At 65.4% G+C, this 24,509-nt stretch carries 21 protein-coding genes; 7 read left to right on the forward strand and 14 right to left on the reverse strand.

Annotated elements, in window-relative coordinates; genetic code table 11:
- The first annotated feature begins 9 nt into the window (after positions 1 to 9).
- Together NTZ26_04350 and smpB are read left to right on the forward strand one after the other, a co-directional pair.
- Positions 10 to 1,281 (forward strand): hemolysin family protein, encoded by a 1,272-nt coding sequence (locus NTZ26_04350; GenBank protein ID MCX6559724.1) that lies wholly within the window; start codon positions 10 to 12, stop codon positions 1,279 to 1,281.
- On the forward strand, positions 1,278 to 1,727 hold the full coding sequence (gene smpB / locus NTZ26_04355) for an SsrA-binding protein SmpB (protein MCX6559725.1): 450 nt from the start codon (positions 1,278 to 1,280) through the stop codon (positions 1,725 to 1,727). The genes NTZ26_04350 and smpB overlap by 4 nt, the downstream gene beginning before the upstream one ends.
- Here smpB and pdxA read toward each other — a convergent pair.
- The 3 genes from pdxA to NTZ26_04370 all read right to left on the reverse strand — a co-directional run bounded on the left by pdxA (position 1,710) and on the right by NTZ26_04370 (position 3,876).
- The gene (gene pdxA, locus NTZ26_04360) at positions 1,710 to 2,690 is read right to left on the reverse strand and encodes a 4-hydroxythreonine-4-phosphate dehydrogenase PdxA (protein ID MCX6559726.1); all 981 of its coding nucleotides are present in this window, start codon (positions 2,688 to 2,690) and stop codon (positions 1,710 to 1,712) included. The genes smpB and pdxA overlap by 18 nt on opposite strands.
- A complete protein-coding gene (locus NTZ26_04365) occupies positions 2,687 to 3,115 on the reverse strand; it encodes an RNA chaperone Hfq (GenBank protein ID MCX6559727.1) in 429 nt (142 codons plus the stop codon). The genes pdxA and NTZ26_04365 overlap by 4 nt, the downstream gene beginning before the upstream one ends.
- Before the next feature lie 95 nt (positions 3,116 to 3,210).
- Complete coding sequence (locus NTZ26_04370) at positions 3,211 to 3,876, reverse strand: SGNH/GDSL hydrolase family protein (GenBank protein ID MCX6559728.1); 666 nt, start codon at positions 3,874 to 3,876, stop codon at positions 3,211 to 3,213.
- A 79-nt stretch (positions 3,877 to 3,955) separates the two neighbouring features.
- Between NTZ26_04370 and NTZ26_04375 the strand changes: the two genes are divergently transcribed.
- The 5 genes from NTZ26_04375 (at position 3,956) to NTZ26_04395 (ending at position 10,992) form a co-directional block, all read left to right on the forward strand.
- Positions 3,956 to 4,414 carry a hypothetical protein gene (locus tag NTZ26_04375; protein MCX6559729.1) on the forward strand — a complete coding sequence of 153 codons (459 nt, stop codon included), beginning with the start codon at positions 3,956 to 3,958 and terminating at the stop codon, positions 4,412 to 4,414.
- A gap of 95 nt (positions 4,415 to 4,509) precedes the next feature.
- On the forward strand, positions 4,510 to 5,778 hold the full coding sequence (locus NTZ26_04380; GenBank protein ID MCX6559730.1) for a TolC family protein: 1,269 nt from the start codon (positions 4,510 to 4,512) through the stop codon (positions 5,776 to 5,778).
- A 14-nt stretch (positions 5,779 to 5,792) separates the two neighbouring features.
- Positions 5,793 to 6,905, forward strand: a complete 1,113-nt coding sequence (locus NTZ26_04385) for an efflux RND transporter periplasmic adaptor subunit (protein ID MCX6559731.1) — start codon at positions 5,793 to 5,795, stop codon at positions 6,903 to 6,905.
- Position 6,906: 1 nt separating this feature from the next.
- Positions 6,907 to 10,038, forward strand: a complete 3,132-nt coding sequence (locus NTZ26_04390) for a CusA/CzcA family heavy metal efflux RND transporter (GenBank protein MCX6559732.1) — start codon at positions 6,907 to 6,909, stop codon at positions 10,036 to 10,038.
- A 105-nt stretch (positions 10,039 to 10,143) separates the two neighbouring features.
- Positions 10,144 to 10,992 (forward strand): cation diffusion facilitator family transporter, encoded by an 849-nt coding sequence (locus NTZ26_04395; protein ID MCX6559733.1) that lies wholly within the window; start codon positions 10,144 to 10,146, stop codon positions 10,990 to 10,992.
- Between the two features lie 134 nt (positions 10,993 to 11,126).
- On the opposite strand, the gene NTZ26_04400 is transcribed toward NTZ26_04395, so the two are convergent.
- The 11 genes from NTZ26_04400 to NTZ26_04450 form a co-directional block, all read right to left on the reverse strand.
- On the reverse strand, positions 11,127 to 14,204 hold the full coding sequence (locus NTZ26_04400; GenBank protein MCX6559734.1) for an efflux RND transporter permease subunit: 3,078 nt from the start codon (positions 14,202 to 14,204) through the stop codon (positions 11,127 to 11,129).
- Positions 14,205 to 14,237: 33 nt separating this feature from the next.
- The gene (locus NTZ26_04405; GenBank protein MCX6559735.1) at positions 14,238 to 15,470 is read right to left on the reverse strand and encodes an efflux RND transporter periplasmic adaptor subunit; all 1,233 of its coding nucleotides are present in this window, start codon (positions 15,468 to 15,470) and stop codon (positions 14,238 to 14,240) included.
- Positions 15,460 to 16,869, reverse strand: a complete 1,410-nt coding sequence (locus tag NTZ26_04410; protein ID MCX6559736.1) for a TolC family protein — start codon at positions 16,867 to 16,869, stop codon at positions 15,460 to 15,462. The genes NTZ26_04405 and NTZ26_04410 overlap by 11 nt, the downstream gene beginning before the upstream one ends.
- Before the next feature lie 176 nt (positions 16,870 to 17,045).
- Complete coding sequence (locus tag NTZ26_04415) at positions 17,046 to 18,617, reverse strand: TolC family protein (GenBank protein ID MCX6559737.1); 1,572 nt, start codon at positions 18,615 to 18,617, stop codon at positions 17,046 to 17,048.
- Between the two features lie 20 nt (positions 18,618 to 18,637).
- Positions 18,638 to 19,873, reverse strand: coding sequence for an ABC transporter permease (locus NTZ26_04420; protein MCX6559738.1), 1,236 nt, complete (start codon positions 19,871 to 19,873; stop codon positions 18,638 to 18,640).
- Complete coding sequence (locus NTZ26_04425; protein ID MCX6559739.1) at positions 19,870 to 20,550, reverse strand: ABC transporter ATP-binding protein; 681 nt, start codon at positions 20,548 to 20,550, stop codon at positions 19,870 to 19,872. Before NTZ26_04425 ends, NTZ26_04420 begins: the two co-directional genes overlap by 4 nt.
- 40 nt (positions 20,551 to 20,590) lie before the next feature.
- Positions 20,591 to 22,042 carry an efflux RND transporter periplasmic adaptor subunit gene (locus NTZ26_04430; GenBank protein MCX6559740.1) on the reverse strand — a complete coding sequence of 484 codons (1,452 nt, stop codon included), beginning with the start codon at positions 22,040 to 22,042 and terminating at the stop codon, positions 20,591 to 20,593.
- The gene (locus NTZ26_04435; protein ID MCX6559741.1) at positions 22,039 to 22,608 is read right to left on the reverse strand and encodes a hypothetical protein; all 570 of its coding nucleotides are present in this window, start codon (positions 22,606 to 22,608) and stop codon (positions 22,039 to 22,041) included. The genes NTZ26_04430 and NTZ26_04435 overlap by 4 nt, the downstream gene beginning before the upstream one ends.
- A complete protein-coding gene (locus tag NTZ26_04440; protein ID MCX6559742.1) occupies positions 22,605 to 23,105 on the reverse strand; it encodes a zf-HC2 domain-containing protein in 501 nt (166 codons plus the stop codon). Before NTZ26_04440 ends, NTZ26_04435 begins: the two co-directional genes overlap by 4 nt.
- Positions 23,102 to 23,686, reverse strand: coding sequence for a sigma-70 family RNA polymerase sigma factor (locus NTZ26_04445; GenBank protein ID MCX6559743.1), 585 nt, complete (start codon positions 23,684 to 23,686; stop codon positions 23,102 to 23,104). Before NTZ26_04445 ends, NTZ26_04440 begins: the two co-directional genes overlap by 4 nt.
- A gap of 309 nt (positions 23,687 to 23,995) precedes the next feature.
- Positions 23,996 to 24,409 carry a hypothetical protein gene (locus NTZ26_04450; GenBank protein MCX6559744.1) on the reverse strand — a complete coding sequence of 138 codons (414 nt, stop codon included), beginning with the start codon at positions 24,407 to 24,409 and terminating at the stop codon, positions 23,996 to 23,998.
- Positions 24,410 to 24,509 lie beyond the last annotated feature (100 nt).

Genomic DNA, 24,509 nt, shown 5'->3' on the forward strand with positions numbered 1-24,509 from the left:
GGTTGCGCCATGTCGCTCGTCCCGGTCCTCCTGTTCGCCGCCTGCATGCTGGCGAGCGCCTTTTTCGCCGCCTCCGAGACGGCCTTCATTTCCTCCAACCCCTACACCCTTGAGTACCTGGAAAAGCAAGGCTCGCATAAGGCCGGACTGGTCCGCCGCATCCTAGCCCGCCTGGACGACCTGATCACCGCCCTGCTCATCGGCAACACCCTGGTCAACGCGGCCGCAGCCTCGCTGGCCACCTATATCATCTCGACCCTCCTGCCGGGCAACCCCCGGGTCGTCCTCCTGGCCACCGCGGCCACAACCATCCTTCTGCTCTTCTTCTCCGAAATCAACCCCAAAATCTACGCTGCCTACAACCCCCACAAGCTGGCCTTTCTGTTCGCCCGCCCGGTGCGCGGGGTCATGATTCTGTTCGCTCCGCTGATCAAAGTCTTCACCTTCGTCTCCAGTCTCTTGTTCCGGAAATCGCGCGAGCGCTCGCCCAGCCTTAACCGGACGATCACCGAAGACGAAACCAAGATCTTCCTGACCACCGGCGTCCAGGGCATGAGCGCCTTTCGCAAGAAGATGATCTCCGAGATCCTCGATCTAGCTTCGCGGCCGATCCGGGACATCATGACCCCGCGGCCGCGAATCAAGGCCCTGGACATCAGCGCCCCGCAGGACCAGGTCCTGGAATCCATCCTGAGCGAAGAGTTCTCGCGGTTTCCCGTCTACCGCGGCCGCCTCGACCACATCGAGGGGCTCATCCACACCAAGGACATCATCCCTTACCTCATCCGCCGCGAGCCGATCGATCTTTCCCGCTTCCTGCGCAAGCCCTTCTACATCCCCGAATCGGCTTCGGTCGAGAGCGCCCTCGTCCAGATGCGCGAGAACGCCGTCCACCTGGCCTTCGTCATCGACGAGTTCGGCAACATGGAAGGCCTGGTCACCATGGAAGACCTGATCGAGGAAATCGTAGGCGACATCCAGGACGAGTACGACGTCAAGGAGGAGGAGGGCTGGGCCCCCCAGCCCGACGGCGGCTGGATGATCAAGGGAGCGGCGACGGTCAAGGACCTCAACGAGAGGCTGGATCTCCGCCTCCCCGAAAGCGCCGATTACGCCACCCTGGCCGGGTTCTTCCTGCTCGAATTCGGCCGCATCCCGCGGGAAAAGGACGCCCTGGACTACCGCGGCCGTCGCTTCACCGTGGAGCGGATGGCCAAGCGGCACATCAGCCTGATCCGGGTCGAGCCCCGGCCCGCCGGGGCAGCCGGGAGCCGCCCATGAAGGTCGTCGCCGTCAACAAGAAGGCCTATTTCAATTATGAGATCCTGGAGACCATCGAAGCCGGGATCGCCCTGCTGGGCAGCGAAGTCAAATCGATCCGCGAGGGCCGGGTCGTCCTGAAGGACAGCTTTGCCGACATCAAGGGTTCGGAGATCGTCCTCTTCCAGCTCCATATCAGCCCCTACGAAGCGGCCAACATCTTCAACCACGAGCCGCTCCGGGTCCGCAAGCTCCTGCTCCACCGCCGCGAGATCCGGCGGTTAACCGGGAAGATCAAAGAAAAGGGATTGACCCTCATCCCGACCAAGATCCTGTTCAACGAGAAGGGACTGATTAAGATCGAGCTGGGGCTGGCCAAGGGCAAGAAGCTTTACGAAAAGAAGGACGCCATCAAGGATCGCGACCGAGCCCGCGAAGCCCGGTCCGCCTTAAAACACGGTCGGTGACAGCTCGACCGCCAACCGCACTGCCTCGGCCATGCTCTGGGGATTGGCCAGGTTTTTCCCCGCGATATCGAAGGCCGTGCCGTGGTCCGGCGACGTGCGCAGGAACGGCAGGCCCAGCGTGGCGTTGACCCCCGTGTCGAAGGCTTCCAGCTTGAACGGGATCAGGCCCTGGTCATGGTACAAGGCGATGACGATCCGCCGGGGCCGGCCGTAGGCCATTCTAAAGACGACGTCGGGGGGGTGGGGACCGGAGATGTCCGCCCCGGCGGCCCGGGCTTCCTCTACGGCGGGGGCGATCGTCTCGATCTCTTCCCGTCCCATAAGGCCGTTCTCGCCGGCGTGCGGATTGAGGCCCGCGACCAGGTAATGATGCCGGCCGGGGCTGGCCTTCTCGACCCCCTGCCGAAGCGTGACGATGAAACGGACGAGAGCGTCTTTCTCCAAACGGCGCAGGGCGTCCTTGAGAGGCAGGTGGTGGGAGAACAGGGCCACGACGAGCTTCTCCGACCAGAAGGACATGATCGCGTTCGGATAGATCGTCTCCAGAAACTCGGTGTGGCCATGATAGGGGATTCCGCCCAGGCTCCAGGACAGCTTGGAGATCGGTGCCGTGACCACGGCCTGAATCCGGCCGGCCCGGGCCGCTTCGACGGCCGCTTGGAAAAAGGCGAAGGAGGCGCGCCCGTTCTCGGCCGCGGCCACGCCCCGCCCCTCGGGCAGCGGTCCGGCCGGGATTTCGAGCAGCGAAAATCTCGGCCCCGCATCGCCGGCGCCGGGGTCAAAGGGCACGGCGGCCAGGCTCACGCCGAGCGCCCGCTCCTCCCGCCGCAAGAGCGCGGCGGTCCCGAAAAGGACGTAGCGGGCAGGGGGGAGCTCCGGCCACCGCAGGAGCGCCTTGACGACGATCTCCGGGCCGATGCCCCCGGGATCGCCCAAGGTGATGCCGACCAGCGGCAGGCTCATCGCCGATCGTCCGGCTCGCCCTCGCCGCCTTCCTTGCCCTCATCGAGCTTATAGAGATACTTAATCGAGTTTTTATAGACCAGCAGATTAGGGGCGCCCTCGCGGTTGAGCTTGATGCACGACCGGTCATACCACTCGATGTAGCCCTCGATCATCTCGCCGTCGGAGAAGACTACCGCCATCGGGGTCTTCTTGCTCATCTGCTTGAGGTAGTAATAGCTTTCGGCCGACGTATCGGTGGGCGGGTGCATCTTCTTCTGAAGATGAGGACCGCCCTGGGGATGCTGGCCCGGCCCATGACCGCCGCGCGTTTCATGGGCGGGAGGAACCGGATGGGAGGGCTGGGGCTTGGGCGAAGGGACCTCGGCGCTCTTCATCTTTTCCTTTATTTCGGAGAGATTAGGCCGGATCAGGCGTCTGTTCATTGGATGACTCCCACTGCGGATTAGGGGCAAGCCCTTGTTACTCACCATGATACCACCCGGGAAGGGGACAATCAACTCAGATGGGGACCGCGGCCTCAGCGGGCCTGAATCAGGGGCTTGAGAGCGCGGTACCAATTCGCCGCCAGCTCCTTATATCCCTCCCGCGACGGATGGACGCCGGGCAGGAGGTCCGAGCGGCCGAGAAAAAGGGCGTGATTGTCGACGAAGAGGATCCGCGCCTCGAGCGCCATGGCCCGGACGGCCGGGTTGATTTCCTCCGTCACCCGTCGCCGCGAATCCAGGTCGAAGGGGTAGGCTGGGCCTTCGGGGATCGGCGGAATGGCGGCCAGCAGGATGCGCGAGGGGTTGCCGTCGCGGTTGCGAAACGTCCCCAGGATGGCCAAAATCTCGCCCATATTGGCCGTGAATCGCTCCGTCGAAGTGTGATCCAGATCCGTCCGGACGTCGTTTGTGCCGAGCTGCAGGAGGACAAAATCGGGCTTCAGCTTGAGGAGCTCCTCGCGATTGTGGCCCAGGTAGCTCAGATATTCGCCGGAGCGGTTGCCGCTGCGGCCCCGGTTTAAAACCCGGGCCCGGATGCCGTCGGCGGCCAGAAGCTTTTGAAGATAATGGGGGTAGCCGCCGGCCGTGATGCTGTCTCCGGCGCAGAGGATGATGACGCCGCGGGGCGGCGCGATGCAAACCGAGACGAAAAATGGCAAGAGGAGGAGGACGGAAACCCGGCCGATCTGGATCTGCACGGAGTCATTTTAATCCCGCTTCGACGCCCCCGGCAAGCCCTCGATTGACAGGCGGGGGCTTGGGGACTACCATATCCGCATGTCCACAGCAGCCCGAAGCCGCGGATCGCGGACGGCCTTTTGCGTTCTGGCCGTCATACTGCACGTGGCGTTCGCCGTCTTGGCGGCCTTGCCCCAGGTCGTCTTCTGCCACCGCGCGGGCGGGAGTGTCGCCGTCGAATTCGCCGGCCCCTCCGGCGTCTGTATGTGCGAGGAATGCGAACACTGCCTGGAACGCCTGGCGGAAACCCGGGCCGGCACCCGGCCTCGCGGCGCCTCCTTGGAAGCCTGCCACTGCCGCCATGATTTGATTCTTCTCGAGGCGGCCCGGTCCTGCTTCCTGCGCGACAAAGCCAAGGCGGGCATCGCGTCCGACTTCGTCTCCGCCGCTTCGCCGGCCATCCTGCCCGATCTCCTCCAAGCCGGGCTCGCACCCGCTTCTCCCGCCTCTCTTTCCCCGCCCGCATTCCCGGGCGGATACGCCCTTCTCCGCTGCTGACCATCCTCTCCGGCTTCGCGGGCCCCCCGCGCCGTCCGGAGACGCCTCCGTCTCCATCCCCGTCGTCGTTCCCGAACGCCCATCGGAGACAGCCCATGATCATGCCGAAAAAAACCCGGCTCCGCCGCCATGCCGCGGCCATCTGGCCGGCCCTTATCCTCGTCTTTGCCCCGGCTTTCGCCGCCCAGGGGACTCAAAACCCGCCGCCCGGCCTTTCCCTGGCCCAAGCCGTCGAGACGGCCCTGGCCCGCCACCCGGACGTGCTGATGGCCCAGCAGGCGGCCAAAGCCGCCGCCGGCCGACGGCTTCAGGCCGAGGCCCGGCCGGATCCTTCCCTTTCGCTGGATACGCTCGGGATTCCCTGGACGCTTAAATCGGGCGACAGCACACCCGAGTATTCCCTCGGCTTGGAGCAAACCATTGAGTTCCCCGGCCGCCGCGCCGCCCGGGTCGAAATAGCCAAGCTGGACGAGGAGTCGGCAGGCTTGGAGATCGAGCGCATCCGACTGCTCATCGCCGCCCGGGTCCGGAAAGCCTACAGCCGGGCGGTCTTGGCGGAGCGGACGCTGGCGGCCACCGAGCCCCTCGGCGGGCTCCTCGATCGGTTCCTGGAAGCCATGACCATAAGATTCCAGAGCGGCGACGCGGCCTACGGCGACATCTTGCGGGCCAGGGTCGAGAAGGCCCGGCTCCAGAATCGTCTGATCGAGGCCCGGCGTGAACAGGCCGCGGCCCGCGGCGAGCTGCTCCTTCTTATAGGGCTGTCTCCGGACGAGCCGATCCGGTTGACCGACGACGCGGGCTACAAGCCGTTCGGACCGACTCTGGCCCAAGTCCTCGAGGCAGCCCGGGCCGGCCGGCCGTCGCTGCGCCTGGCGCGCTTGCGGGCGAGCCGGGCGGAGGCGGAAACGCGCCTGGCCGCTTTGGCCGGGAAGCCCGACTTCTCGGCCGGGCTGTTCGTGCCCAGCAAAAGCGTGCGCGGCTGGGGCGTTTCCTTCGGGCTGAGCCTGCCGCTGTCCCGCCGCCGGACCGAAGGCATCCGGGCGGAAGCCTCAGCCGCCCGCGAGACAAGCCTGATCGGTTCTGCCGCCCTGGACCGCCGCCTGACCGTCCTTATCGGCACCGCCTACGCCGACATGCGTTCGGCCGAGGAGCAGGTTAAAGTTTTCGAGCAGAAGCTCCTGAGCGAAATCGAGGCCGAGATCGGCAACGGCCTGGAGCAGTATCGGCTCGGCCGGATCGAGTCCTACGCCCTGCTCGACCTCTACCGGGCGCTTTCCGAGGCCCGGCTCGAGCACCTGCATTCCCTCTATCTATACGCCGCCTCGCTGGCCGATCTGGAAGCCGCGGGCGAAGATTATTGAAACGGAGAATAACCATGACCAAATCGAAATGCCTGATAGCCTTGATGATCATCCTGACAGCCGGCCTGGCGGCCGCTTGCCGGAACGCGGAGACGGACGGAACGGCCGCGGCTGCGCCCGAAGGCGAGACCCGCGCTCCGGCCGGAACGGTGACGCTGTCGGCCCAGGCCGCGGCCGACGGCGGGATCGTCGTGGTCGAAGCCAAAATGACCGCCCTGGCCGAGCGGATCGCCGCCCCGGGCGAGCTCGAATTCAACGCTCGGCGCCTGGCCGAGGTCTCGACCCGCGCCGACGGCCGGATCGAGCGGGCGCTCGTCGTGGCCGGCGACCGGGTCGCGGCCGGACAGGTTCTGGCCGAGATCTACAGCCGGGAATACCTGGCGTCCCAAGCCGAAGTCCTACAGGCGGCCGCCCGGGTCTCGCGCCTCGGAGGCGATCCCGAGGAGGCGGCGGCCAAGGCGTTCCTTGAAGCGGCCCGCCGCAAGCTCATTCCCCTCGGGCTGGAAGAGAAAGACGTCGACGCCCTGATCACGACGGGGACAGTTCGTCCGTTTCTCGCCGTCCGGGCGCCTTTCGCCGGGACGGTCATCGAAGCCGCGAGCCTGGCCGGCGCCCATGTCCAAGCCGGCGCTCCCTTATTTAAGTTGGCCGATCTGGCCGGCCTGTGGGCCTGCGTGCACATCTTCGAGAAGGACTTGGCCGCGGCCAAAGCCGGGACGGACGCGGTCCTTCGCACCCAAGCCTACCCGGGGCGGGAGTTCCGGGGCCGTCTGGTTCTCGTCGGAGCCGTCATGGACGATAAAACCCGGACCATCGAGGGCCGGATCGAGGTCCCCAACGGGGACGGGAGCCTGCGGGTCGGGATGTATGTCGAGGCCGCAATCGCCTCGGGCGCCGAACGGACGGCCCTGCTCGTGCCCCTGGCGGCACTGCAGGAATTCCAATCGCGGCCCGTCGTCTTCGTCAAGACCGGACCGACCTCCTACGCCCTGCGGGCGGTCGAAGTCGGAGCCCGGACGGCGGCTGTGGCCGAAATCACCAAGGGGCTCGCGGCCGGCGAGCTGGTCGTCTCGGCCGGGAGCTTCCTGATCAAGTCCGAGCTCCTGAAGTCCAGCCTGGGGGAATGACATGGGGGTCATCGACAGGCTGATCGATCGTTCGCTCCGCAACCGTTTGCTCGTCCTCGTCGGCGTCGGCCTGCTGGTCGGGTTCGGCGTCTGGTCGTTTCTCAAAATCCCCATCGACGCCTTTCCAGACGTCACCAACATCCAGGTCGAGGTCCTGTCGACGGTCCCCGGGATGGCCCCGCTGGAGGTCGAAAAATTCGTCACCTACCCGGTCGAGATCACCCTTCGCGGGCTGCCCCGGCTGGCCCAGCTCCGCTCGGTCTCCAAGTTCGGACTGTCCGTCATCACGGTCGTGTTCGAAGACGGGGTCGACATCTACTTCGCCCGCCAGCTTGTGCTGGAGCGGCTGATCGAGGCCCGGGAGCGGGTCCCGGCCGGGATCGAGATCGCCATGGGCCCCGTCTCGACGGCCATGGGCGAGATCTACCAGTACACTCTGGAAGGCCCCGTGCCGGAGGACGAAGCCGGCCGGATCGAGCGGTTGACCGAGCTGCGGACGGCCCAGGACTGGATTCTGGCACCGCTGCTCAAATCGATCCCCGGAGTCAGCGAGATCAACTCCTTCGGCGGCTACATCCGCCAGTACGAGGTGACCGCCGACCCGGCCAAGCTGATAAAGTTCGGCCTGACCCTGACCGACCTGGCCGAAGCCCTGCGCCGCAACAACCTAAACGTGGGCGGGAACATCCTGCAGGGGCCTTCCCAGCAGGCCTTAGTCCGCGGCATCGGCTTGCTCCAATCGGCGGCCGACATGGAGCGGATCGTCCTCAAGTCCGAGGCCGGAACCCCCGTTTGGCTTCGCGACGTGGCCACGGCCCAGGCCGGCCAAGCGGTGCGGCAGGGGGCGGCCGTGAAGGACGGCCGGGGCGAGGCGGTCGGCGGAGTGGTCATGATGCTTCGCGGCGCCAACGGGCGCGAAGTCGTCGAGGCCGTCGAAGCCCGGGTGGCCGAGATCAACGCCGGCACCGTCCTGCCGCCCGGCCTCAAGATCGTTCCCTTCTACAAGCGCTCGGACATCGTCAAGGCCAGCATCCATACGGTCAGCGAGGCGCTGGTCATCGGATCGCTGTTCGTCGTCCTGGTCCTGTACCTCTTTCTGCGCAGCTTCCGGGGCGCCTTTATCGTCATCCTGGCCCTGCCGCTGTCGATGCTCTTTACCTTTATCACCATGCGGCTGGCCGGGCTCTCGGCCAACCTGATGTCGCTCGGAGGCCTGGCCATATCCATCGGCATGATCATCGACGCGACCATCATCCAGGTGGAGAATGTCCAGCGGCATTTGTCGGAAACCGGGGCCCGGGCGGCCAAGCTGGCCACCGTCTACCGGGCCGTCCTGGAGGTCCGCAAGCCGAGCATCTTCGGCGAGCTGATCATCGCCCTGACCTTCATCCCGATCATCGCCCTGCAGGGCATCGAGGGCAAGATGTTCCTGCCGCTGGCCTTTACCCACGTCATCGCCCTGTTCGCCTCGCTGATCCTTTCGCTGCTCGTCATCCCCGCCTTCTGCCACCTTTTCCTCAAGGCCCAGGGCGAGAAGCGGATCATCCTGGTCGACGCGGCCAAGAAAGTCTATCGGCCCCTCCTCGTCTGGGGGCTGGACCATAAGGCCTGGCTGTTCGGCCTGTCGATTCTTCTCCTGGCCGGGACGGCGGCCATCATCCCGCGGCTGGGCACCGAGTTCATGCCGATCATGGACGAGGGCGCCCTGGACATGGACGTCCAATTCCTGCCGGGCATGTCCCTGGATCAGTCGGTGGCCATGAATCGCAAAGTGGAAGAGAAGCTCAAGGCGTTCCCGGAGATCGAGACCGTCGTCGGCAAGACCGGTCAGACCGGGATCGCCCTGGAGGCACGCGGGGTCGAGAAGACCGGCTATGTCGGCATCCTCAAGCCGCGCCGGGAATGGACCTCCGCTCGCAGCCGCGAGGAGCTGACCGAGAAGCTGCGCCAGGCCGTGGGGACCATCCCCGGGATGGCCTTCTCCTTCAGCCAGCCGATCGCCTGCCGCATCGACGAACTGGTCGCCGGCACCCGGGCCCAGCTGATCATCAAGCTGTTCGGCGAAGACCTCGATATTCTGAAGGCCAAGGCCGACGAGATCGCCGGCCTTCTGGGCCGCATCCGGGGGACGGCCGACCTGGTCGTGGAAAGCATCGCCGGCCAGCCCTATCTTTCGATCGTGCCCGACCGCGAGAAGATCGCCCGTTATGGGCTCTCGGTCGAGGACCTCCAGACGCTGGTCGAGACCGCGGTCGGAGGCAAGACGGTGACCCGGATGTACGAAGGCGAGCGGGCCGTCGACGTCCAGCTTCGGTATCCGGAACGGAACCGCAATTCGGCCGCCGCCATCGGGGCGCTGCCGCTTCGCGCCGCCAACGGGGAGATCGTTCCACTGGGCCAAGTGGCGGAGATCCGCGAGGCCGAAGGGCCCTCCCAGATCAGCCGCGAATCCGGCGAGCGCCGCATCGGCATCGAATGCAACATCGCGGGCCGGGATCTGGGCGGCTTCGTGGCCGAGGCCCGGCGCCTGATCGGCCGCGGCGTCTCGCTTCCGGCCGGATACCATCTGACCTGGGGCGGCCAGTTCGAGAACCAGCAGCGGGCCATGCGGCGGCTGGCGGTCATCCTCCCGGCCACCATCGGGCTCATCCTGCTCCTGCTCTTCCTGACCTTCGACTCCCTGCGCCTGGCCATGCTCGTCCTGTTCAACCTGCCCTTCGCCCTGATCGGCGGCGTCCTGTCCCTCGCCATCTCGGGACTTTACCTCTCGGTCCCCGCCTCGGTCGGCTTCATCGCCCTCTTCGGCATCGCCGTCCTCAACGGCATCGTCCTCCTGTCTTATGTCAGCCAGCTGCGCGAGGAGGGACTGGCGCCCCGCGAGGCGATCCTGCGCGGATGCCTCAATCGCCTGCGGCCCGTCCTGATGACGGCGACCATCACGATCTTCAGCCTCGTCCCGCTGCTCTTCGCCAAGGGTCCCGGCTCGGAGGTCCAACGGCCTTTGGCCGTGGTTGTGGTCGGCGGGCTGGTCACCTCGACCCTGATGACGCTTCTCGTCCTGCCGGCTCTTTACGCCAAGTGGGGGGCCGGCCGCAAGCGCGGACCCAAGGAGGAAGCTTCCGCCAAAGCCTGATTTCGAGGATCGGGTAGAAAGGCCGGAGCCAGGTTAGTCCGGCTTGAAAATGCTATAATCCGGAGCACCATGGACGGTCACGGTCGTACCTCGTCGCCAAGGGGATTGCAAATCGCTCTGGCTCTGACCGTTCTTTTTATGGGCCTCGAGCTGGCCGGCGGCCTATTCAGCCGGAGCTTGGCGCTTCTGGCGGACGCGGGACATATGGCCTCGGACGCCGGGGCCCTGGCGCTCAGCCTGTTCGCCTTCTGGCTTTCGACCAAGCCGCGCTCTCTCAGACGGACCTTCGGCTGGTTCCGCTTTGAGATCTTCGCCGCCCTCCTCAACGGCTTGACCCTGTGGCTGGCTTCGGGCCTTATCGCCTGGGAGGCCTTGCGCCGTTTTCGTTCCCCGCTCGAGATCAGGACCGGTCCCATGCTCCTGGTCGCAACGGCGGGGCTGGCCGTCAATCTCATCTGCGCCTGGATCCTCCACACCGGTCGGGAGGAAAGCCTGAATGCCAAGGGGGCCTTCCTCCACGTGGTCGGAGATGCCGTGGGGAGCGTCGGGGTGATCACCGCCGGCGTCATCATCCGATTCACCGGGTGGAGGATCGTCGATCCCTTGGTCAGCCTTCTCCTCTGCGGGCTGATCGGCTGGAGCGCCTGGAGACTCATCCGTCAAGCGTTTCACATCCTGATGGAAGGTACGCCCGATCATCTCAATCTCGAGGAGATCCGGTCGGGTTTGGCCGCGCTCCCCGGGGTTCGCGACGTCCATGATCTGCATATCTGGACCATCACCTCCGGGTTCACGGCGCTGACCGTCCACTTGGTCATCGACGAGGAAGCGAAATCGCAGGCCCTTCTCACCGCCGGCCGCGGTTATTTGGCCGAGCGGCTGGGGATCCAGCATTCGACCATCCAGATCGAGACGCCGCCGGGCCGATCGTGCTCAACCGATTCCTGCGATTGAGGCTTTCTCCCGTTCAATCCGCAGCATCTGAAGACGTTGCGAAATGAACAATAAAAACGCCGTTCTAGCCTACTCTTTTCAGAGCAAGCGAGAACGGCGTTATGTATCGTTCGCGGACTTGAAGCCCGCTCGACTCAAGGCCCGGCCGGAGCCGGGACGGGCGCGAGTTCCTCTTCGTGCCGTTTTTTCTTCGGGGTCAGCTTGTCGGCCACCACGTAAAACGCGGGGACGACGACCAGGCTGAGGACGGTCGACAGCAGCAAACCGCCGATGACGCCGATAGCCATGGGCACCCGAATCTCGGATCCGGAGCCGAGGCCGAGGGCCGGCGGAATGGCCGCCATCATCGTCGCCGTGGCCGTCATCAGGATCGGCCGCAGCCGGATGGGACCGGCCTTCTGCATGGATTCCCGGGCGTTGAAACCCTTGACCCGGAAGGCGTTGGCATAGTCCACCAGGATGATCGAGTTCTTCTTGACGATGCCCATCAGCAGCAGCAGCCCGATCATGCTGAAGATGTTCAGCGACAGCCCGGCGATGGCCAGGGCGAAGGCGGCGCCGGCGATCGACAGCGGCAGGATGGTGATGATGGTGACGGGGTCCTTATACGAGTTGAACTGGGAGGCCAGGATCATGTAGGCGATCCCGATGCCCAGCAGGAGGGCAAAGAGCAGGCTGCTCATCGATTCGCGGAAGGCGACGCTGGCGCCGCCCAGCACGACCCGGTACCCGAGCGGCAGTTTTTTGGCCAGGCTCTCGACGTAACGGATAGCCTCGTCCTGGGAATGTCCCGGGGCGACGTTGGCGTACACCGAGATGGCCCGCTCGCGGTCTTTGCGGGTGATGGCCTGCAGGGCCGGCTGCTCTTGATAAGTGATGAGGGAGGACAGGGGCATGAGCTGGTTCGTCCGCGTCCGGACCTTCATCCGGGCCAGGTCCTCGGGCCGCGACCGCTGGGCGGCCAGAAGCTTGAGCCGGACGTCGATCCGGCGGCCGCCGGTGCTGTACTTGCCCACCCGGACGCCGCCGACCAGCGCGTTCAGGGTGGTCGCCACTTCGTCGATGCTTACGCCGACGTCGGCGGCCATGGCTCGGTCGGGAACGATGCGCAGCTCGGGCTGGCCGATCCGGTAGTCGGAGTCGAGGTCCATGACGATGCCGCTGTCGCGCAGATCGTTCATGATCGTCTGGCTCTGGGCGATGAGCTCGTCCCAATTCGAGCCGCGGATCGAGAACTCGACCGGGAAGCCGCGTTGGGCGGTCAGACCCTGCTGGGACAGGTCCTGGATGACGGCCCGGATGCCGGGGATGGCGTTGAGCTCCCGGCGCAGGACGGTCGAGAGCTCGGCCACACTGAGCTTGCGCTTCTTGGGCGGGACGAGGGTGATGTTCATGTTGCCCGAGGTGGCGGCGCCCATGCCGACCGAAGTGAAGCTCTGGACGACTTCGGGCCGGTTGGCGATGATGTCCTCAGCCCGGGCCAGGAGCTTGCCCGTCTCGGTGATGTCGGCCCCGACCTGGGTCTGAAGGCGGATGGACATCCGGCTGAGGTCCTGTGTCGGGACCATCTCGGCCGGCATGCGGGTCAGCACGAGCATCGCCGCGCCAAACACCACAAGGGCTGCGATCAGGATCCAGGCCGGGCGGCGGAGGCTCTTGGCCAGGATCCGGGCGTAGAACCGCTCCAACCCCTGGAAGCCCCGGTCGACCGCCAGGCCGATCCGGCTGCGTCCCTCCCGCGTCGTGCGCAGGAACTGCGAACAGCGGGCCGGGGCCAGGGTCACGGCTTCGACGTAGGACAGCACGACCGCCAGGCAAAGGGTGATGCCGAACTGCATGAAGAAGCGGCCGATGACACCCTTGACGAAGACGACGGGGATGAAGATCGCGACCACCGCCAGCGTCGCGGCCAGGGCGGCGAAGGCGATCTCCTGGGTCCCGCCCAGGGCCGCTTGGATCAGGGTTTGGCCGCTTTCGCGGTGGCGGAAGATGTTCTCCATGACCATGATGGCGTCGTCGACGACGATGCCCACCGCCAGGGCCATGGCCAGCAGGGTGAAGGTGTTGAAGGTGTAGCCGAGGAAATAGATGATGGCCACCGTGCCCAGGAGCGACATCGGGATGGCCAGGACGACATTGAGGGTCGAAGACAGAGATCCCAGGAACAGCCAGCAGACGAAGGCCGTCAAGAGGACCGAGAGCAGGATCTCGAACTCGATCTCCCGCACCGACTCCTCAATGAACTGGGTGGTGTCGAAGACGACGGCCACGTTCAGGCCCTCGGGCAGGGTCTTTTGGAACTCGGCCAGGGCCTCGCGGACCTGGCGGGCCACGGCCACGGCGTTGGAGCCGCGCTGTTTCTTGATCGACAAGCCTTGGGCCTGGACGCCGTTGAGCCGGGCGATGCGGCGGGTGTCGTCGAAGCCATCCTCGACCAGAGCCACGTCGCTGATGTAGATGGGGGAGCCGTTGACCTGGCGGATGGAGATCTTGCGCAGGGTCTCGATGTCGATGGCCTCGCCCAGGACGCGGACGTTGACCTCGCGGCCGGGCGTCTCCAGCCGGCCGGCCGGCAGCTCGACGTGCTCGCGCTGCAGGGCCGAGATGACGTCCCGAACGGTGACGCCCTTCTCGTCCAGCTTGACCGCGTCCAGCCAGACCCGAACGTTGCGGTCCTGGATGCCCATCAGGCTGATCTCGCCGACGCCGGGAATCGTCTGCAACTTCTCCTTGAGGCTGTACTGGATGAGGTCGGTCAGGACCCGCGGCGGAACCGGCCCGGCCAGCGAGATCATCATAATCGGCTGGTCCTCGGGGTTGCTCTTGGAAATGGTCGGGGGATCAATGTCCCGGGGCAGGGAGCGGGTGGCCTGGGCGACCTTGGCCTGGACGTCCTGCAGGGCCAGCTCGATGTTGCGCGACAGATCGAACTCGAGGGTCACGTTGGCGCCGCCCGAGCGGCAGCTCGAGCTGATGGCCTTCAGCCCTTCGACCTGGACAAGCGCTTCTTCCAGGCTCTCCACGACGTCGTTCTCGACAACCTCGGGGGCCGCGCCGGGCCAGGAGACGTTGACCGAGATGGTCGGGAAATCAACGTCGGGAAACTGGCTGATGCCGATCCGGGTGGCGGACACGACGCCGAAGACGACCGTGGCCGCCATCAGCATCCAGGCCAGGACCGGCTTGCGGACGCAGACTTCAGTGATCTTCATGGCGAATTCCTCTCATGCCGCGTCTCCCGCGCCTCAGCGTCCGGCGGGCGGCTTCTCGCCGGCCGGCTTTTCGCCGCCTCGCCGCTGGCCGACCGGTTTCGAACCAGGGCCCTTGCCGTCCGAAGACGGGACGCCGCCCGGAGGCACGACGCGGACCGGGAAGCCCGTCTGCAGCGCCTCGCCGCCTCGGACGACGACATTCTCGCCGGTCTTGAGGCCGGACAGCACTTCAGCCTGGCCATCGATCGTCCGCAGCCCGATGGTCAAGACGCGCTCCTTGGCCACCCCGTCTTCCACAACGAAGGCGATAAATCCACGCTCGCTCGGCCGCAGGGCCGTCTGGGGAATGACGGGCGATTCGCGCGGGCTGCTGACGGGGATGGTGATTTCGACGAAGGAGCCGGGCCGCAGGGTCTGGTCGGCCGTCTCGCGGACCTGGCCGGTCACTTCGACCATCCGCGAGTTCTCGTCGGCCGAGGCCGCGACGTGGGTCAGGACGGCCGTGTAGGTCCGAGGATTGTCGCGGACCTGGAAGGAGGCGATGAGTCCGTGCTTCAGCTGGGCCGCGTCGCGCTCGGGGACGCGGAAGCGGAGCAGGAGCGGGTCCCTCCGGACCAGGGTGGCCAGGACGGTGCCGACCTGGACGTACAGGCCGGTTTGCACGGTCCGCGTCTGGATGACTCCCGAAAAGGGCGCCTTGACGAAAGCGTCGCGCTGGTTGAGCTTGGCCTGGTTCAGGGCGGCTTGGGTCTGCGACACATCCGCCATCGCCAGCCGGACCTTGGTCCGCCAGGTCTCCACTTCTTCGCCGGGGATCAGACCGGGATTCTGGGCCTGAACCGCCTCGCGGCGCTTGAGGCCGGCATCGGCGTCGGCTTTGGACGCCACGGCTTTGTCGTAAGTCGCCTGGGCCGACTCGACCGCCAGGGTGAAGCGCTCGGGCTCGATTTCGACTAGAGTGTCTCCGAGGTTGGCGTAGTTGCCCTCGGCGAAGAGGACCCGGTCGACGACACCGGCCACCCGCGAGGTGACCTGGACCTTCTCGAAGGCCTCGACCGCACCGACCGCTCCGACGCTGAAGATGAGCGAGCGGGTCGAGACCGGCTGGACTTCGACCGGGAAGGACATTCGGCCGCGGCCGGAAGCACCGGGCTTGGAGCCTGGGGCTTGGCCCGCGGCGGCGTCCTTCTTTTTACAGCCCACGGCGGCGATCGATCCGACCGCCAGGACGACGAGGAAAATCCGGGCCAGGGTTTTAGTATTCAAGGTTCGGCTCCTTTCCCAGGGGGTCCAGCCCCAATGCGGATTCGAGGTTCAGATAAGTAAGGCCCAGCCCGTAGCGGGCTCGGACCAAGTCGACCGTGGCTTCAAACAGGCGGACGTTGGCGTCGGCCACCTGCAGGGCCGAGCTCAGGCCTTGGCGGTAGAGCTCGGCGGTCTCGGCTGCGTTGCGGACGGCGATGTCGTGGGCCACGGCGGCCTTCTTCAGCCCGGCCCGCTGGCTCTCCAGCGAGACGATGGCGCTGCGCACGTCGAGGTCGACTTTGCGCAGGCCCGCCTGGACGTCCAGGTCGGCCTGGAAGGCCAGGGCCTTGCGCTCGGAAAACTCGCCGTTGCGGGTCAGCCCGTCGAAGACGCTCCAGCTCATGCTCAGGCCGGCGTTCCAGTTGAAGTTCTTGCCCGTCAGCCCGGCCTCGTTGGTGTAGGAATAGCGGCCGTTGAGGGTCAGGGTGGGAAGCCATCGGAGGGACGGCTCGATGGTCAGGGCATGCTGGCTACGGGACTTGGACCGCAGGGCCAGGACGTCGGACCGCCGGGTCTGGGCCTGGGCGATGAGCTGATCGACCGGGGCGATCGATTCGTCGACCGCCTTGAGCAGGAAATCGGGCACCGTGAGCTTGCTCGGTGCGGGGGCGTTCATCAGGTAGCCGAGGCCGAGGTAGCTCGAGTCCACCTGGCCCTGGACCTGGGTCACCCCCATCTCGGCCGTGGCGAACTCGAGCTCGGCCCGGGTGACGTCGTTGGCCGAGACGAGGCCGGCCGAGAAGCGGGCCCGGGCCGCGTCCAGGCTCTGCTTGGCGTATTCCATGCGGCGCCTGGAGGCTTCCAAGACTTGGTCCTGGCTGAGGGTGCCGAGGAAGGACGTGCCCACTTCGAAGGCCAGATTGCGTTTGCCGTCGGCGGTGTTGTAACCCTCGGTCTCGAGGTCGGCGTTGGCCCCCAGCAGGGCCGGCAGGCTCTTCGAATCGAACAGGGTCATGCTCAGGTTGGCCGCCCCCGACAACCCGTTGTAGCTCTGGACGATGATGTTCTGGTTGCCGATCAGGCGGGCCACCTCGAACGGTCGACGGGTATAGCTGCCGCTGACGCTGAGCTGGGGCAGGAAAACGGCCTTGGCCTTGGCCAGCCGGGCGTCGGCGACCAGCATGTTCTGGTCCGCTTTGATGGCCCGCTCGTTGTTGGCCAGAGCCAGCCGGATGGCCGTCTCCAGATTCATGGCCCCGTCCGGGACGGAGGCCTGAGCGTCCGCCCTGGTTCCGTTCTGGGCGGCCGCCCAGAGCGGGGCGGGTCCGGCCGGCATCAGGCCGACGGACGCGCCGAACAAAAGTAATCCGGCCAGGACCCTGATGGCCGCCGGCCTTCGTCGTCGCGCTGTGTTGTCCATGGTGATCCGGTCTCCGTTCGTTGTTCGCGCGGCGCCGGATGCGGAGAACCGGTCCGGCCGCGGGCTCAAAAAAGAGGCCATTATACTCCGTCGCTCGTTCAATAAAAATAAAGCCGTCCCCCTCTCCCGCGATCGGGAGAGAGGGACGGCTGTTGAACGAGCGTGTTCAGGGCCGGTTACTTGACTGGGATGTCGCTGATCTTGATAGCCTTGTTCTCGAGCAGCGTGCCCATGGCCCGGTCCAGACCGGTCTGGGCGACATTGTAGTTGATGATCGCCTGCAGCTCGGCCGAGCGGGCCGTGCCCAGGTCGCGCTGATACTGCAGAACGATATAGTTGGTGCTCAGCCCTACCCGCAGCTTCTCTGCCTCGGCCGCGAGCTTCTTCTCGGCCAAGTCGCGGGCCACCTGGTTGGCCTGGACCAGTTTGTACGAGGTCTGCATCAGCCGGACGGCGCTGCGAACCTCGTTGACGGCGGTCTTTTCCAGATTCTGCTGGTTGAGGACCGCGGTCTTCATGGTCAGTTGGGCCAAGCCGTAATTGGCCTTGGTGATGAAGTTGCTGAGACTGATGTCCAGGGTCAGGCCGATATTCCAGTTGGGGTACTTGAGGGCCAGGGTGTCCTTGAAGGCGTCGGAGAAGCCGCCCTTGATCTGGCCGATGACGACACCGAACAGCGGGTTGCCGTCATAGATGAGCTGGGTACCGGAGACGCCGGCGCCGGAGTAGCCGGCGCTCAGGCTGAGGCTGGGCAGGAGCTGGTTCTTGGCGTAGGCCAGGTTGAGCTCCTGGGTCTTCATGTCGATCTTGCTCATCCGCAGGTCGGGCCGTTTCTGCATGGCGATGGTCAGGGCCTGGGCCAGGTCCACCGGGTGGGCGGTGAACTCGGGCTGATCCACGGGCACCAGAGACTTGATCCCGGCTTCCTCTTCGGGCGAATAGTTGAGCAGGAGCCTGAGGTTGTCCTCATAAGCTTTGAGGGCGGACTCGGCCGAGATGATCGTGGCCTCGATGTTGGCCACTTGGGCCTGGGCGCTATAGACGTCCAAGGGCGCCATCTGGCCGATCTCGACCTTGCGCTCGTTGGTGGCCAGGAAATCTTTGGCCAATTGCAGGGAGGACATTTGGACCTTCATGTTCTCGATGCCGTAGACCAGATTCCAGTAGGCCTGGGTAACGCCGTAGATAGTGTCTTGAACGGTCTTGGACAGCTGGAACTCCGAGCTGTCCAGGCTGTTGCGGGCGATCAGGATGTCCCGGTTGGCCATCTTGGCCCCGAAGTCCCGCAGCAGGGGCTGGGATAGGCTGAGCTGGATGCTGGTGCTGTAACGGGGGTTGATCGTGTTGCCCTTCTGGGTCGTGTCGGTCAGCCCGTTGGTCATCGACAGCGTCAGGGTGCCGCCCCAGGGGTTGCTCTGGCGAACCGAGCCCCCGTAGTTGTCGGTCTTGGTTATGTTGCTCGTCCCGGCCACGTCCAGGAACGAATAGGAAGCGCTCTGGCTGTCGCGTTTCTGGTAGTTGAAGGACAGGGTGGGCAGGTACTTTTCCCTGGACCGCACCAGCGAGAGGGAGGCGCTCTCGGGGCCGAGGACGGCCACCTGGAGGCTGATGTTGTTCTGCAGGGCCCGCACGATGCAGTCGTTGAGAGTCAGCTTGAGAACGCCCGCGGCGTCCTGGCCGCGGGCGGGCAGCCCGGCCGCAGCCAGCACGGCCAGGCCGAGACAGAGGGCGATGGTTTTTTTAGACATGATGAACCTCGTTTCGTCGTTTATTCATACCGCAGGGCTTCGATGGGGTCGAGCTTGGAGGCCTTGCGGGCCGGGTAGAACCCGAAGAAGATCCCCACCGAGGCCGAGAAGAAGAAGGCCAGCAGCACCGATCCGGGCGAGACGACCGTGGTGAGCGAAGCGAAGAGGGGGATGAACTTGAGGAGCTTGGAAATCCCGACGCCCAGGATGATGCCCAGGATTCCGCCCAGCAGGCTCAAGACGACGGCCTCGGACAGGAATTGGAGCAGGATGTCCCGGGCCTTGGCCCCGATCGACATGCGGATGCCGATCTCGCGGATGCGCTCGGTCACGGACACCAGCATGATGTTCATGATGCCGATGCCGCCCACCAGCAGGGAGATGGAGGCGATCGAGCCCAGTAGGATGGTTAGAATGTTGGTCGCGTCGGCCGCGCCCTCGGCGATCTCGGCCATGTCGGCGACGCTGAAGTCGTCCGCGGCGCCGGGGGCGATGCGGTGGCGCTCCCGCAGCAGCTCTTCGATCTGCTGTTTGGCCTCGGCCGTTCGGGTCGCGGACACCGCCGAGACGTCGATGGAGCCTACGAACTCGGCCTTCTGGATGCGCTTCATGCAGGTCGTATAGGGGATGGAGATGATGTCGTCGCGGCTGCCGAACCCGCCGGACTGGCCCTTGCTCTTGAAGACGCCGATGACGACGAAGGGGACCCGCTTGATCCGGATGGTCTTGCCCAGGGGATCCTCGCCTTCGAATAGGTTGGTTTTGACGTCGGCGCCCAGGACGCAGACCTTGGCCGCGCCCTTGACCTGGCTTTCGTCGAAGAAGACGCCGGACTCCATCTCCCACTTGCGGACCTCGGTGTAGCTCTCGCCGTTGCCCTGGACGGAGGTGTTCCAGTTCTTGGCGGCATACACGACCTGGGCCCGGGCGCTGACGGAAGGCGATATGGATTCGACGGCCGAGAGGTTGCGCAGAGCCTCCGCGTCCTCGACGGTCAGGGTATTCCAGCCGCCGAAGCCGGTCCGGACGCCGCCGACGTTGCGGTTGCCCGGCCCGACGAACAATAGATTGGTGCCCATGCTGGCGAAGCGGCTCTCGACGGCGGCCTTGGCCCCGGCCCCAATGGAGACCATGGCGATGACGGCGCCGACGCCGATGATGATGCCCAGGCAGGTCAAAAAGGTCCGCATCTTGTTGCGGGCCAGGGCCCGCAGCGAGACGCGCAATATGCGCAGCATCAATGTGAAGGTCTTCATGCGTTCACCTCTTCCCGGACGATCAGGCCGTCCTTCATGTGGATGCGCCGCTTGGCGCACATGCCGATATCCATCTCGTGGGTGACCATGATGATGGAAATGCCCTTCTTGTTGTTGAGATCCTTGAAGATGCCCATGATCTCGTCGCTGGTTTTGCTGTCCAGGTTGCCGGTCGGCTCATCGGCCAGGATGATCTGGGGGTTGTTGAGCAGGGCCCGGGCGATGGCCACCCGCTGCTGCTCGCCGCCGGAAAGCTGGTTGGTCTTGTGGGTTTCGCGGCCTTTGAGGCCGACCAGGGCCAGGGCTTCCATGGCCCGCTGGGCCCTTTCCCTGCCGGGCACGTTGGAGTAGAGGAGGGGCAGCTCGGCGTTTTCCAGGGCCGTCGTCCGCGACAGCAGATTGAACGATTGGAAAACGAACCCGATCTTCTGGTTGCGGATGGTGGCCAGCTGGTTGCGGTCGAGCTTGGCGATATCCACGCCGTCCAGGAGGTATGTGCCGGTCGACGGCTTATCCAGGCAGCCGATGATGTTCATCATCGTCGACTTGCCGGAGCCCGAGGCGCCCATGATGGCGACGAAGTCGCCTTCCTTGACCGAGTAAGTCACGCCGCGCAGGGCGCGGACCTCCGTCTCCCCAACATGGTAGGTTTTAGTCAGATTCTCCAGTTGGATGATTATCTTGTCCATAGCAAAAGCCTTTGCCGCAAAAGCCGGCTTACCGGCCCATGAACATCATGTTGCCGCCGGGGCCGCGCTGGCCCTGCTGGTTCGCGGGGGTCGCGGTGGTGGCGCCCTTGGCGGCTTCCAGGCCGAGGATGATCTTCATCCCTTCCTTAAGCTCACTGCGGGTGATCTCCGAATAGGTGTTGTCGGTGATGCCGGTGCGGACCATGTAGGGCTTGATCTGGCCCAGTTCGTCCAGGACCCAGACCGTCCCGCCCTGCCGGCGGGAGCCGCCCGCGGCGCGCATCTGCTGGAAGCGCTGGAGCTGTTCGGGGGTCAGGGTGCTCGGGTCGAAATTGCCCCGCTGGCCGCCCTGGCGCTGGCCGACCTGGCCGGTGGCCTGAGCGCCGGTCTGGCCCGCCGGGGCCGTCTGGGCGCCGTCCGGCTTCTGGCCGACCTGGCCCGCCGCCGCGGCTTCTCCCGGCTGGCCGCCGCGCTGGCCCTGGGGCCGCAGCGTCGCCAGAAGCTTCTGCAGCTCTTCCTGGGGCAGGGCCGGAGTGAAGCGCATCGCTGCATTCGGGATGCGGAGCGTGCCGCGCGCCTCGCCCGTGATGATGCTCACGGTCGCGGTCATGCCCGGCCGCAGCTTGACGTCGGGGTTGGGGGCGTCGACGATGGTGGCGTAGGTGACGACGTTCTGGGTCGTCACGGCCGCATAGCGGACCTGCAGGATGATGCCGGTGAAGGTCTCGCCCTGGAAGGCGTCGACCGTGAAGCGAACCTTCTGGCCTTCCTTGACCTTGCCGATATCGGCCTCGTCGACCGCGCACTGGACTTTCATCTTGGTCAGGTCGGACGCCACCTTGAACAGGACGGGCGCCGTCATGCTGGCGGCCACGGTCTGGCCCACATTGACCGGCCGGTCGATGACCGTGCCGTTGATGGGCGAGCGGATGATGCAGTATGACAGATCGACCTTGCTCTGGTCGAGGGTCGACTTGGCCTGGGAGACGCGGGCATCCGCCGTCTGGACGCCGACGCGGGCGTTGACGAAGTTGGCGTCGGCCGTTTCCTTCTCCTCGAAGGAGACGAGGTTCCTCTGGAAGAGGTCCTGGGTCCGATCCTGCTTCTTCTTGGCGTTCTCCAGGGTGACCTTGGCCTGTTCGAGCGAGGCCAGGGAGCTCTGGTAGTTGGCCTGGTTGGACTCGACCTTGGCCTGCTGAATCGCCTGGTCGAGCTCGGCCATCAGCTGGCCGGCGGTGACCTTGGAATTGTAATCGGCGTAAAGCTTAGTGATCTTGCCCGACACCTGGCTGCCGACATCGACGATGTCGACGGGGTTGATGGTGCCCGAGGTGGTGACCAAGGCCTCGACGTCGCCCTTGGCTAGGACTTCCGTCCGGTACTTGGGTTGGTCGGCCTTGCCTTTCTTGATGAAGACGAAGAAAACTACAAGGGCGACCGCCAGGATGGCGATCAATCCGAAGATCGTCTTCTTTTTCATTCGTTCACTCCTTTGGAATAATATTCATGGAACGGAGGTCGGAAATCCGTTCGCTGATTTCGGATATTGGGGCCGTCGGGCCCGGGACCGAGCCGGGGGGCGCGGTCGGGGCCTCCGTTGCGGCCGCCGCGGCCGGAGTCGGAGGACGGGGGTTGGTCGCGACGGCTGGAGGCGTTGGCCCGCCGCCGCTCTTCCTCATGCTTCTTGATCATGGCGTCCATCTTGACCTTCTGTTCGGGGGTCAGGACGGCATCGATCTCGGACTGGAGCTGGCTGCGGAGCTCGCCGTAGCGCTTGAACGTGTCGGTACGCAATTCCTTGAGCCGGGCGTCGGCCCGCATGCGCGCGTCATTGGCCTTGAAGACCTCGCGCAGGCGGGCCTGCTGCTCGGGGCTGAGGCCGATCTCCTTGGCCCAGGACTCCATGGTCGGCGGCCCGCCCGCGGAGCTTCGCCGGGCGTCGGGCTTCTTGGCCGCGAACCAGTTGTGGCCGAAGATCCCGGCGACGATCCCGGCCGCAAAGACAAGGAGGAAGGACAGAACGATCCAAACGCGCGGTTTGCTCATGGCCGGGGTCTCCGTTGGGCCGTCGTCTCGGAGGCGGCAAAGAGGATCGACATGGTGTTTTCTTCAGGCTTCTTGGTCTCGTCGAAAAAGGCCGACGTTTCGTTCAGGCGGGACGTTTCGTTCAGCAGCAGGGCTTCGGTCTGGCTCAACCCGGCGTTGGCGCCCGGGAGGAACACCAGCCCGCCGACGAACAGGCCGATCAGGAACAACGACACGGGGATGGCCCGCAGGCACCAGGTCCGCCACAGGGCGGCCGGAGCCGCCGCGGCGGGATTGGCCAGGGCCTCGATGCGAGCCCCGACCCGGCCGGCGAAGCCCGGCCGCAGGGCCGGCATCGGCAGCCGGCCCAGGTCGTCGCGCAGGGCGACGAACTCAGCCCGCCGGGCCCGGCAGGCCGGACAGGTTTGGAGGTGCGCCTCCAGGTCCCGGCGCGGGCCGGGGGCCAGGTCGCGGTCCAGGGATTCCAGAATCCACCGTTCGGTGCTTCGGCAGTTCATGCTTCCCCTCCCTCGACTCCGAATCCTTCCCGTTCCAGGATCGGGGCCATTTTTTTTCGCAGCATCCGGCGAGCTCGGTGCAGCCGCGAATCGACGGTTCCCGGGGAGATCTTGAGGCTCTGGGCGATCTCCTCGTAGGACAGCCCGCGGACGTCCCGCAGGGTCAGAATGACGTTGTACTTGGGCGGCAGGGTATCGAGCGCCCGGTGCACGGCGGCGCGGCGCCGCTCGGTCTCCCCGGCCTCTTCCCGGCCGCGGACGGGGTCGGCGCTGGCGAACCGGCTTTCCTCGACCTCATCCAGGGCCACTTCCTTGCGGCGGACGATCTTGCGGAGGTGGTCTTTGACATGATTGACGGCGACCCGGTAAAGCCAGGTCCCGAACTCGGAATCAAAGCGAAAATCGGCCAGGTGGAGATAGGCCTTGACGAAGACGTCCTGGGCCAGATCCTCGGCCGTGGCCGGGTCGCGCACAAAGCTGAAAGCTAGATGGTACACTTTGGTCTCATACTTCTTGACGAGGGTCTCGAAAGCGCTCCGATCTCCCTGGCGAGCGCTTTCGACCAGCGTTCTGTCGTCCATTGAGATGCAACGCTTTCCGCCTCCGTCATTTATTAGACGCAGGCGACGGCGAAATCTTCCAGAATCCCGGCTTTTCCCTTGAGCGGCGCAAAACCGCCCGGACCCTTCCATTCGCCGGAATCTATTTAAAGAGAGGGAATAACGCCCGCCCCCCGGCCTCGGTGAGGCGCTATTATACTGCGGAACGGGGTCCAAGGGAACAGGCCGGGGGAGTCGGGATCAGGGGAGAGAAAGGCCCCCTGCCCGCCCCCGGGGAGGAGCGGAGCAGGGGGGAAAAGGGTTAGGAATTGAACAAGGAGGGGATTTGCCTTATTTGGCCTTGCGGACGGCCTTCCACTCGGGGGGGGTCATCTGGCCGCCGCCCGGGGGGTTGCCCTGGCCGCCGCCGAACTCCATTGTGCCCTTCATGTTGTTGTCGTCGACGAGGGTGCCCTTGTAGGTCGATTCGAACGTGCCGCGCTGGGTCTCGCGGACGATCTTCCAGGTCACGTCGTTGCCCTTGATCGTGCCCTCGCCCTTGGTCTCCGTGGGCTGACCGTCGCGCCCGACGCCGTTCACGGTCACGGCCAGCTTCTCGCCGGTCTGGACGAACGTGACGACGGACTTCGTTTCGCCGCGCTGGGTCGTCATGGTGAAGTCCCAAGCGCCGTTGATGTTGGCGGCGGCGTAGGCCACAAGCCCGGTCAGGGCCACGGCCAGCAGTGCGATCATCGCTTTCTTCATGAATTTCTCCTCCGTAGCGGAAATGCGGGTGGAGGCGAAACCTCTCACCACACTCATTAGACGAAGAAGGTAAAATTATTCTTCCCGATTTTTTATCGAG

The organism is Candidatus Aminicenantes bacterium, from assembly GCA_026393855.1.
GTDB lineage: Bacteria > Acidobacteriota > Aminicenantia > Aminicenantales > UBA4085 > UBA4085.

What these genes read in the sequence shown, in the direction of transcription:
- NTZ26_04350 (MCX6559724.1), top strand. Translation starts at nt 10, where the DNA reads ATGTCGCTCGTCCCGGTCCTCCTGTTCGCCGCCTGCATGCTGGCGAGC.
- smpB (MCX6559725.1), top strand. Translation starts at nt 1,278, where the DNA reads ATGAAGGTCGTCGCCGTCAACAAGAAGGCCTATTTCAATTATGAGATC.
- pdxA (MCX6559726.1), bottom strand. Translation starts at nt 2,690, where the DNA reads ATGAGCCTGCCGCTGGTCGGCATCACCTTGGGCGATCCCGGGGGCATC.
- NTZ26_04365 (MCX6559727.1), bottom strand. Translation starts at nt 3,115, where the DNA reads ATGAACAGACGCCTGATCCGGCCTAATCTCTCCGAAATAAAGGAAAAG.
- NTZ26_04375 (MCX6559729.1), top strand. Translation starts at nt 3,956, where the DNA reads ATGTCCACAGCAGCCCGAAGCCGCGGATCGCGGACGGCCTTTTGCGTT.
- NTZ26_04380 (MCX6559730.1), top strand. Translation starts at nt 4,510, where the DNA reads ATGATCATGCCGAAAAAAACCCGGCTCCGCCGCCATGCCGCGGCCATC.
- NTZ26_04385 (MCX6559731.1), top strand. Translation starts at nt 5,793, where the DNA reads ATGACCAAATCGAAATGCCTGATAGCCTTGATGATCATCCTGACAGCC.
- NTZ26_04390 (MCX6559732.1), top strand. Translation starts at nt 6,907, where the DNA reads ATGGGGGTCATCGACAGGCTGATCGATCGTTCGCTCCGCAACCGTTTG.
- NTZ26_04400 (MCX6559734.1), bottom strand. Translation starts at nt 14,204, where the DNA reads ATGAAGATCACTGAAGTCTGCGTCCGCAAGCCGGTCCTGGCCTGGATG.
- NTZ26_04410 (MCX6559736.1), bottom strand. Translation starts at nt 16,869, where the DNA reads ATGGACAACACAGCGCGACGACGAAGGCCGGCGGCCATCAGGGTCCTG.
- NTZ26_04415 (MCX6559737.1), bottom strand. Translation starts at nt 18,617, where the DNA reads ATGTCTAAAAAAACCATCGCCCTCTGTCTCGGCCTGGCCGTGCTGGCT.
- NTZ26_04420 (MCX6559738.1), bottom strand. Translation starts at nt 19,873, where the DNA reads ATGAAGACCTTCACATTGATGCTGCGCATATTGCGCGTCTCGCTGCGG.
- NTZ26_04430 (MCX6559740.1), bottom strand. Translation starts at nt 22,042, where the DNA reads ATGAAAAAGAAGACGATCTTCGGATTGATCGCCATCCTGGCGGTCGCC.
- NTZ26_04435 (MCX6559741.1), bottom strand. Translation starts at nt 22,608, where the DNA reads ATGAGCAAACCGCGCGTTTGGATCGTTCTGTCCTTCCTCCTTGTCTTT.
- NTZ26_04440 (MCX6559742.1), bottom strand. Translation starts at nt 23,105, where the DNA reads ATGAACTGCCGAAGCACCGAACGGTGGATTCTGGAATCCCTGGACCGC.
- NTZ26_04445 (MCX6559743.1), bottom strand. Translation starts at nt 23,686, where the DNA reads ATGGACGACAGAACGCTGGTCGAAAGCGCTCGCCAGGGAGATCGGAGC.
- NTZ26_04450 (MCX6559744.1), bottom strand. Translation starts at nt 24,409, where the DNA reads ATGAAGAAAGCGATGATCGCACTGCTGGCCGTGGCCCTGACCGGGCTT.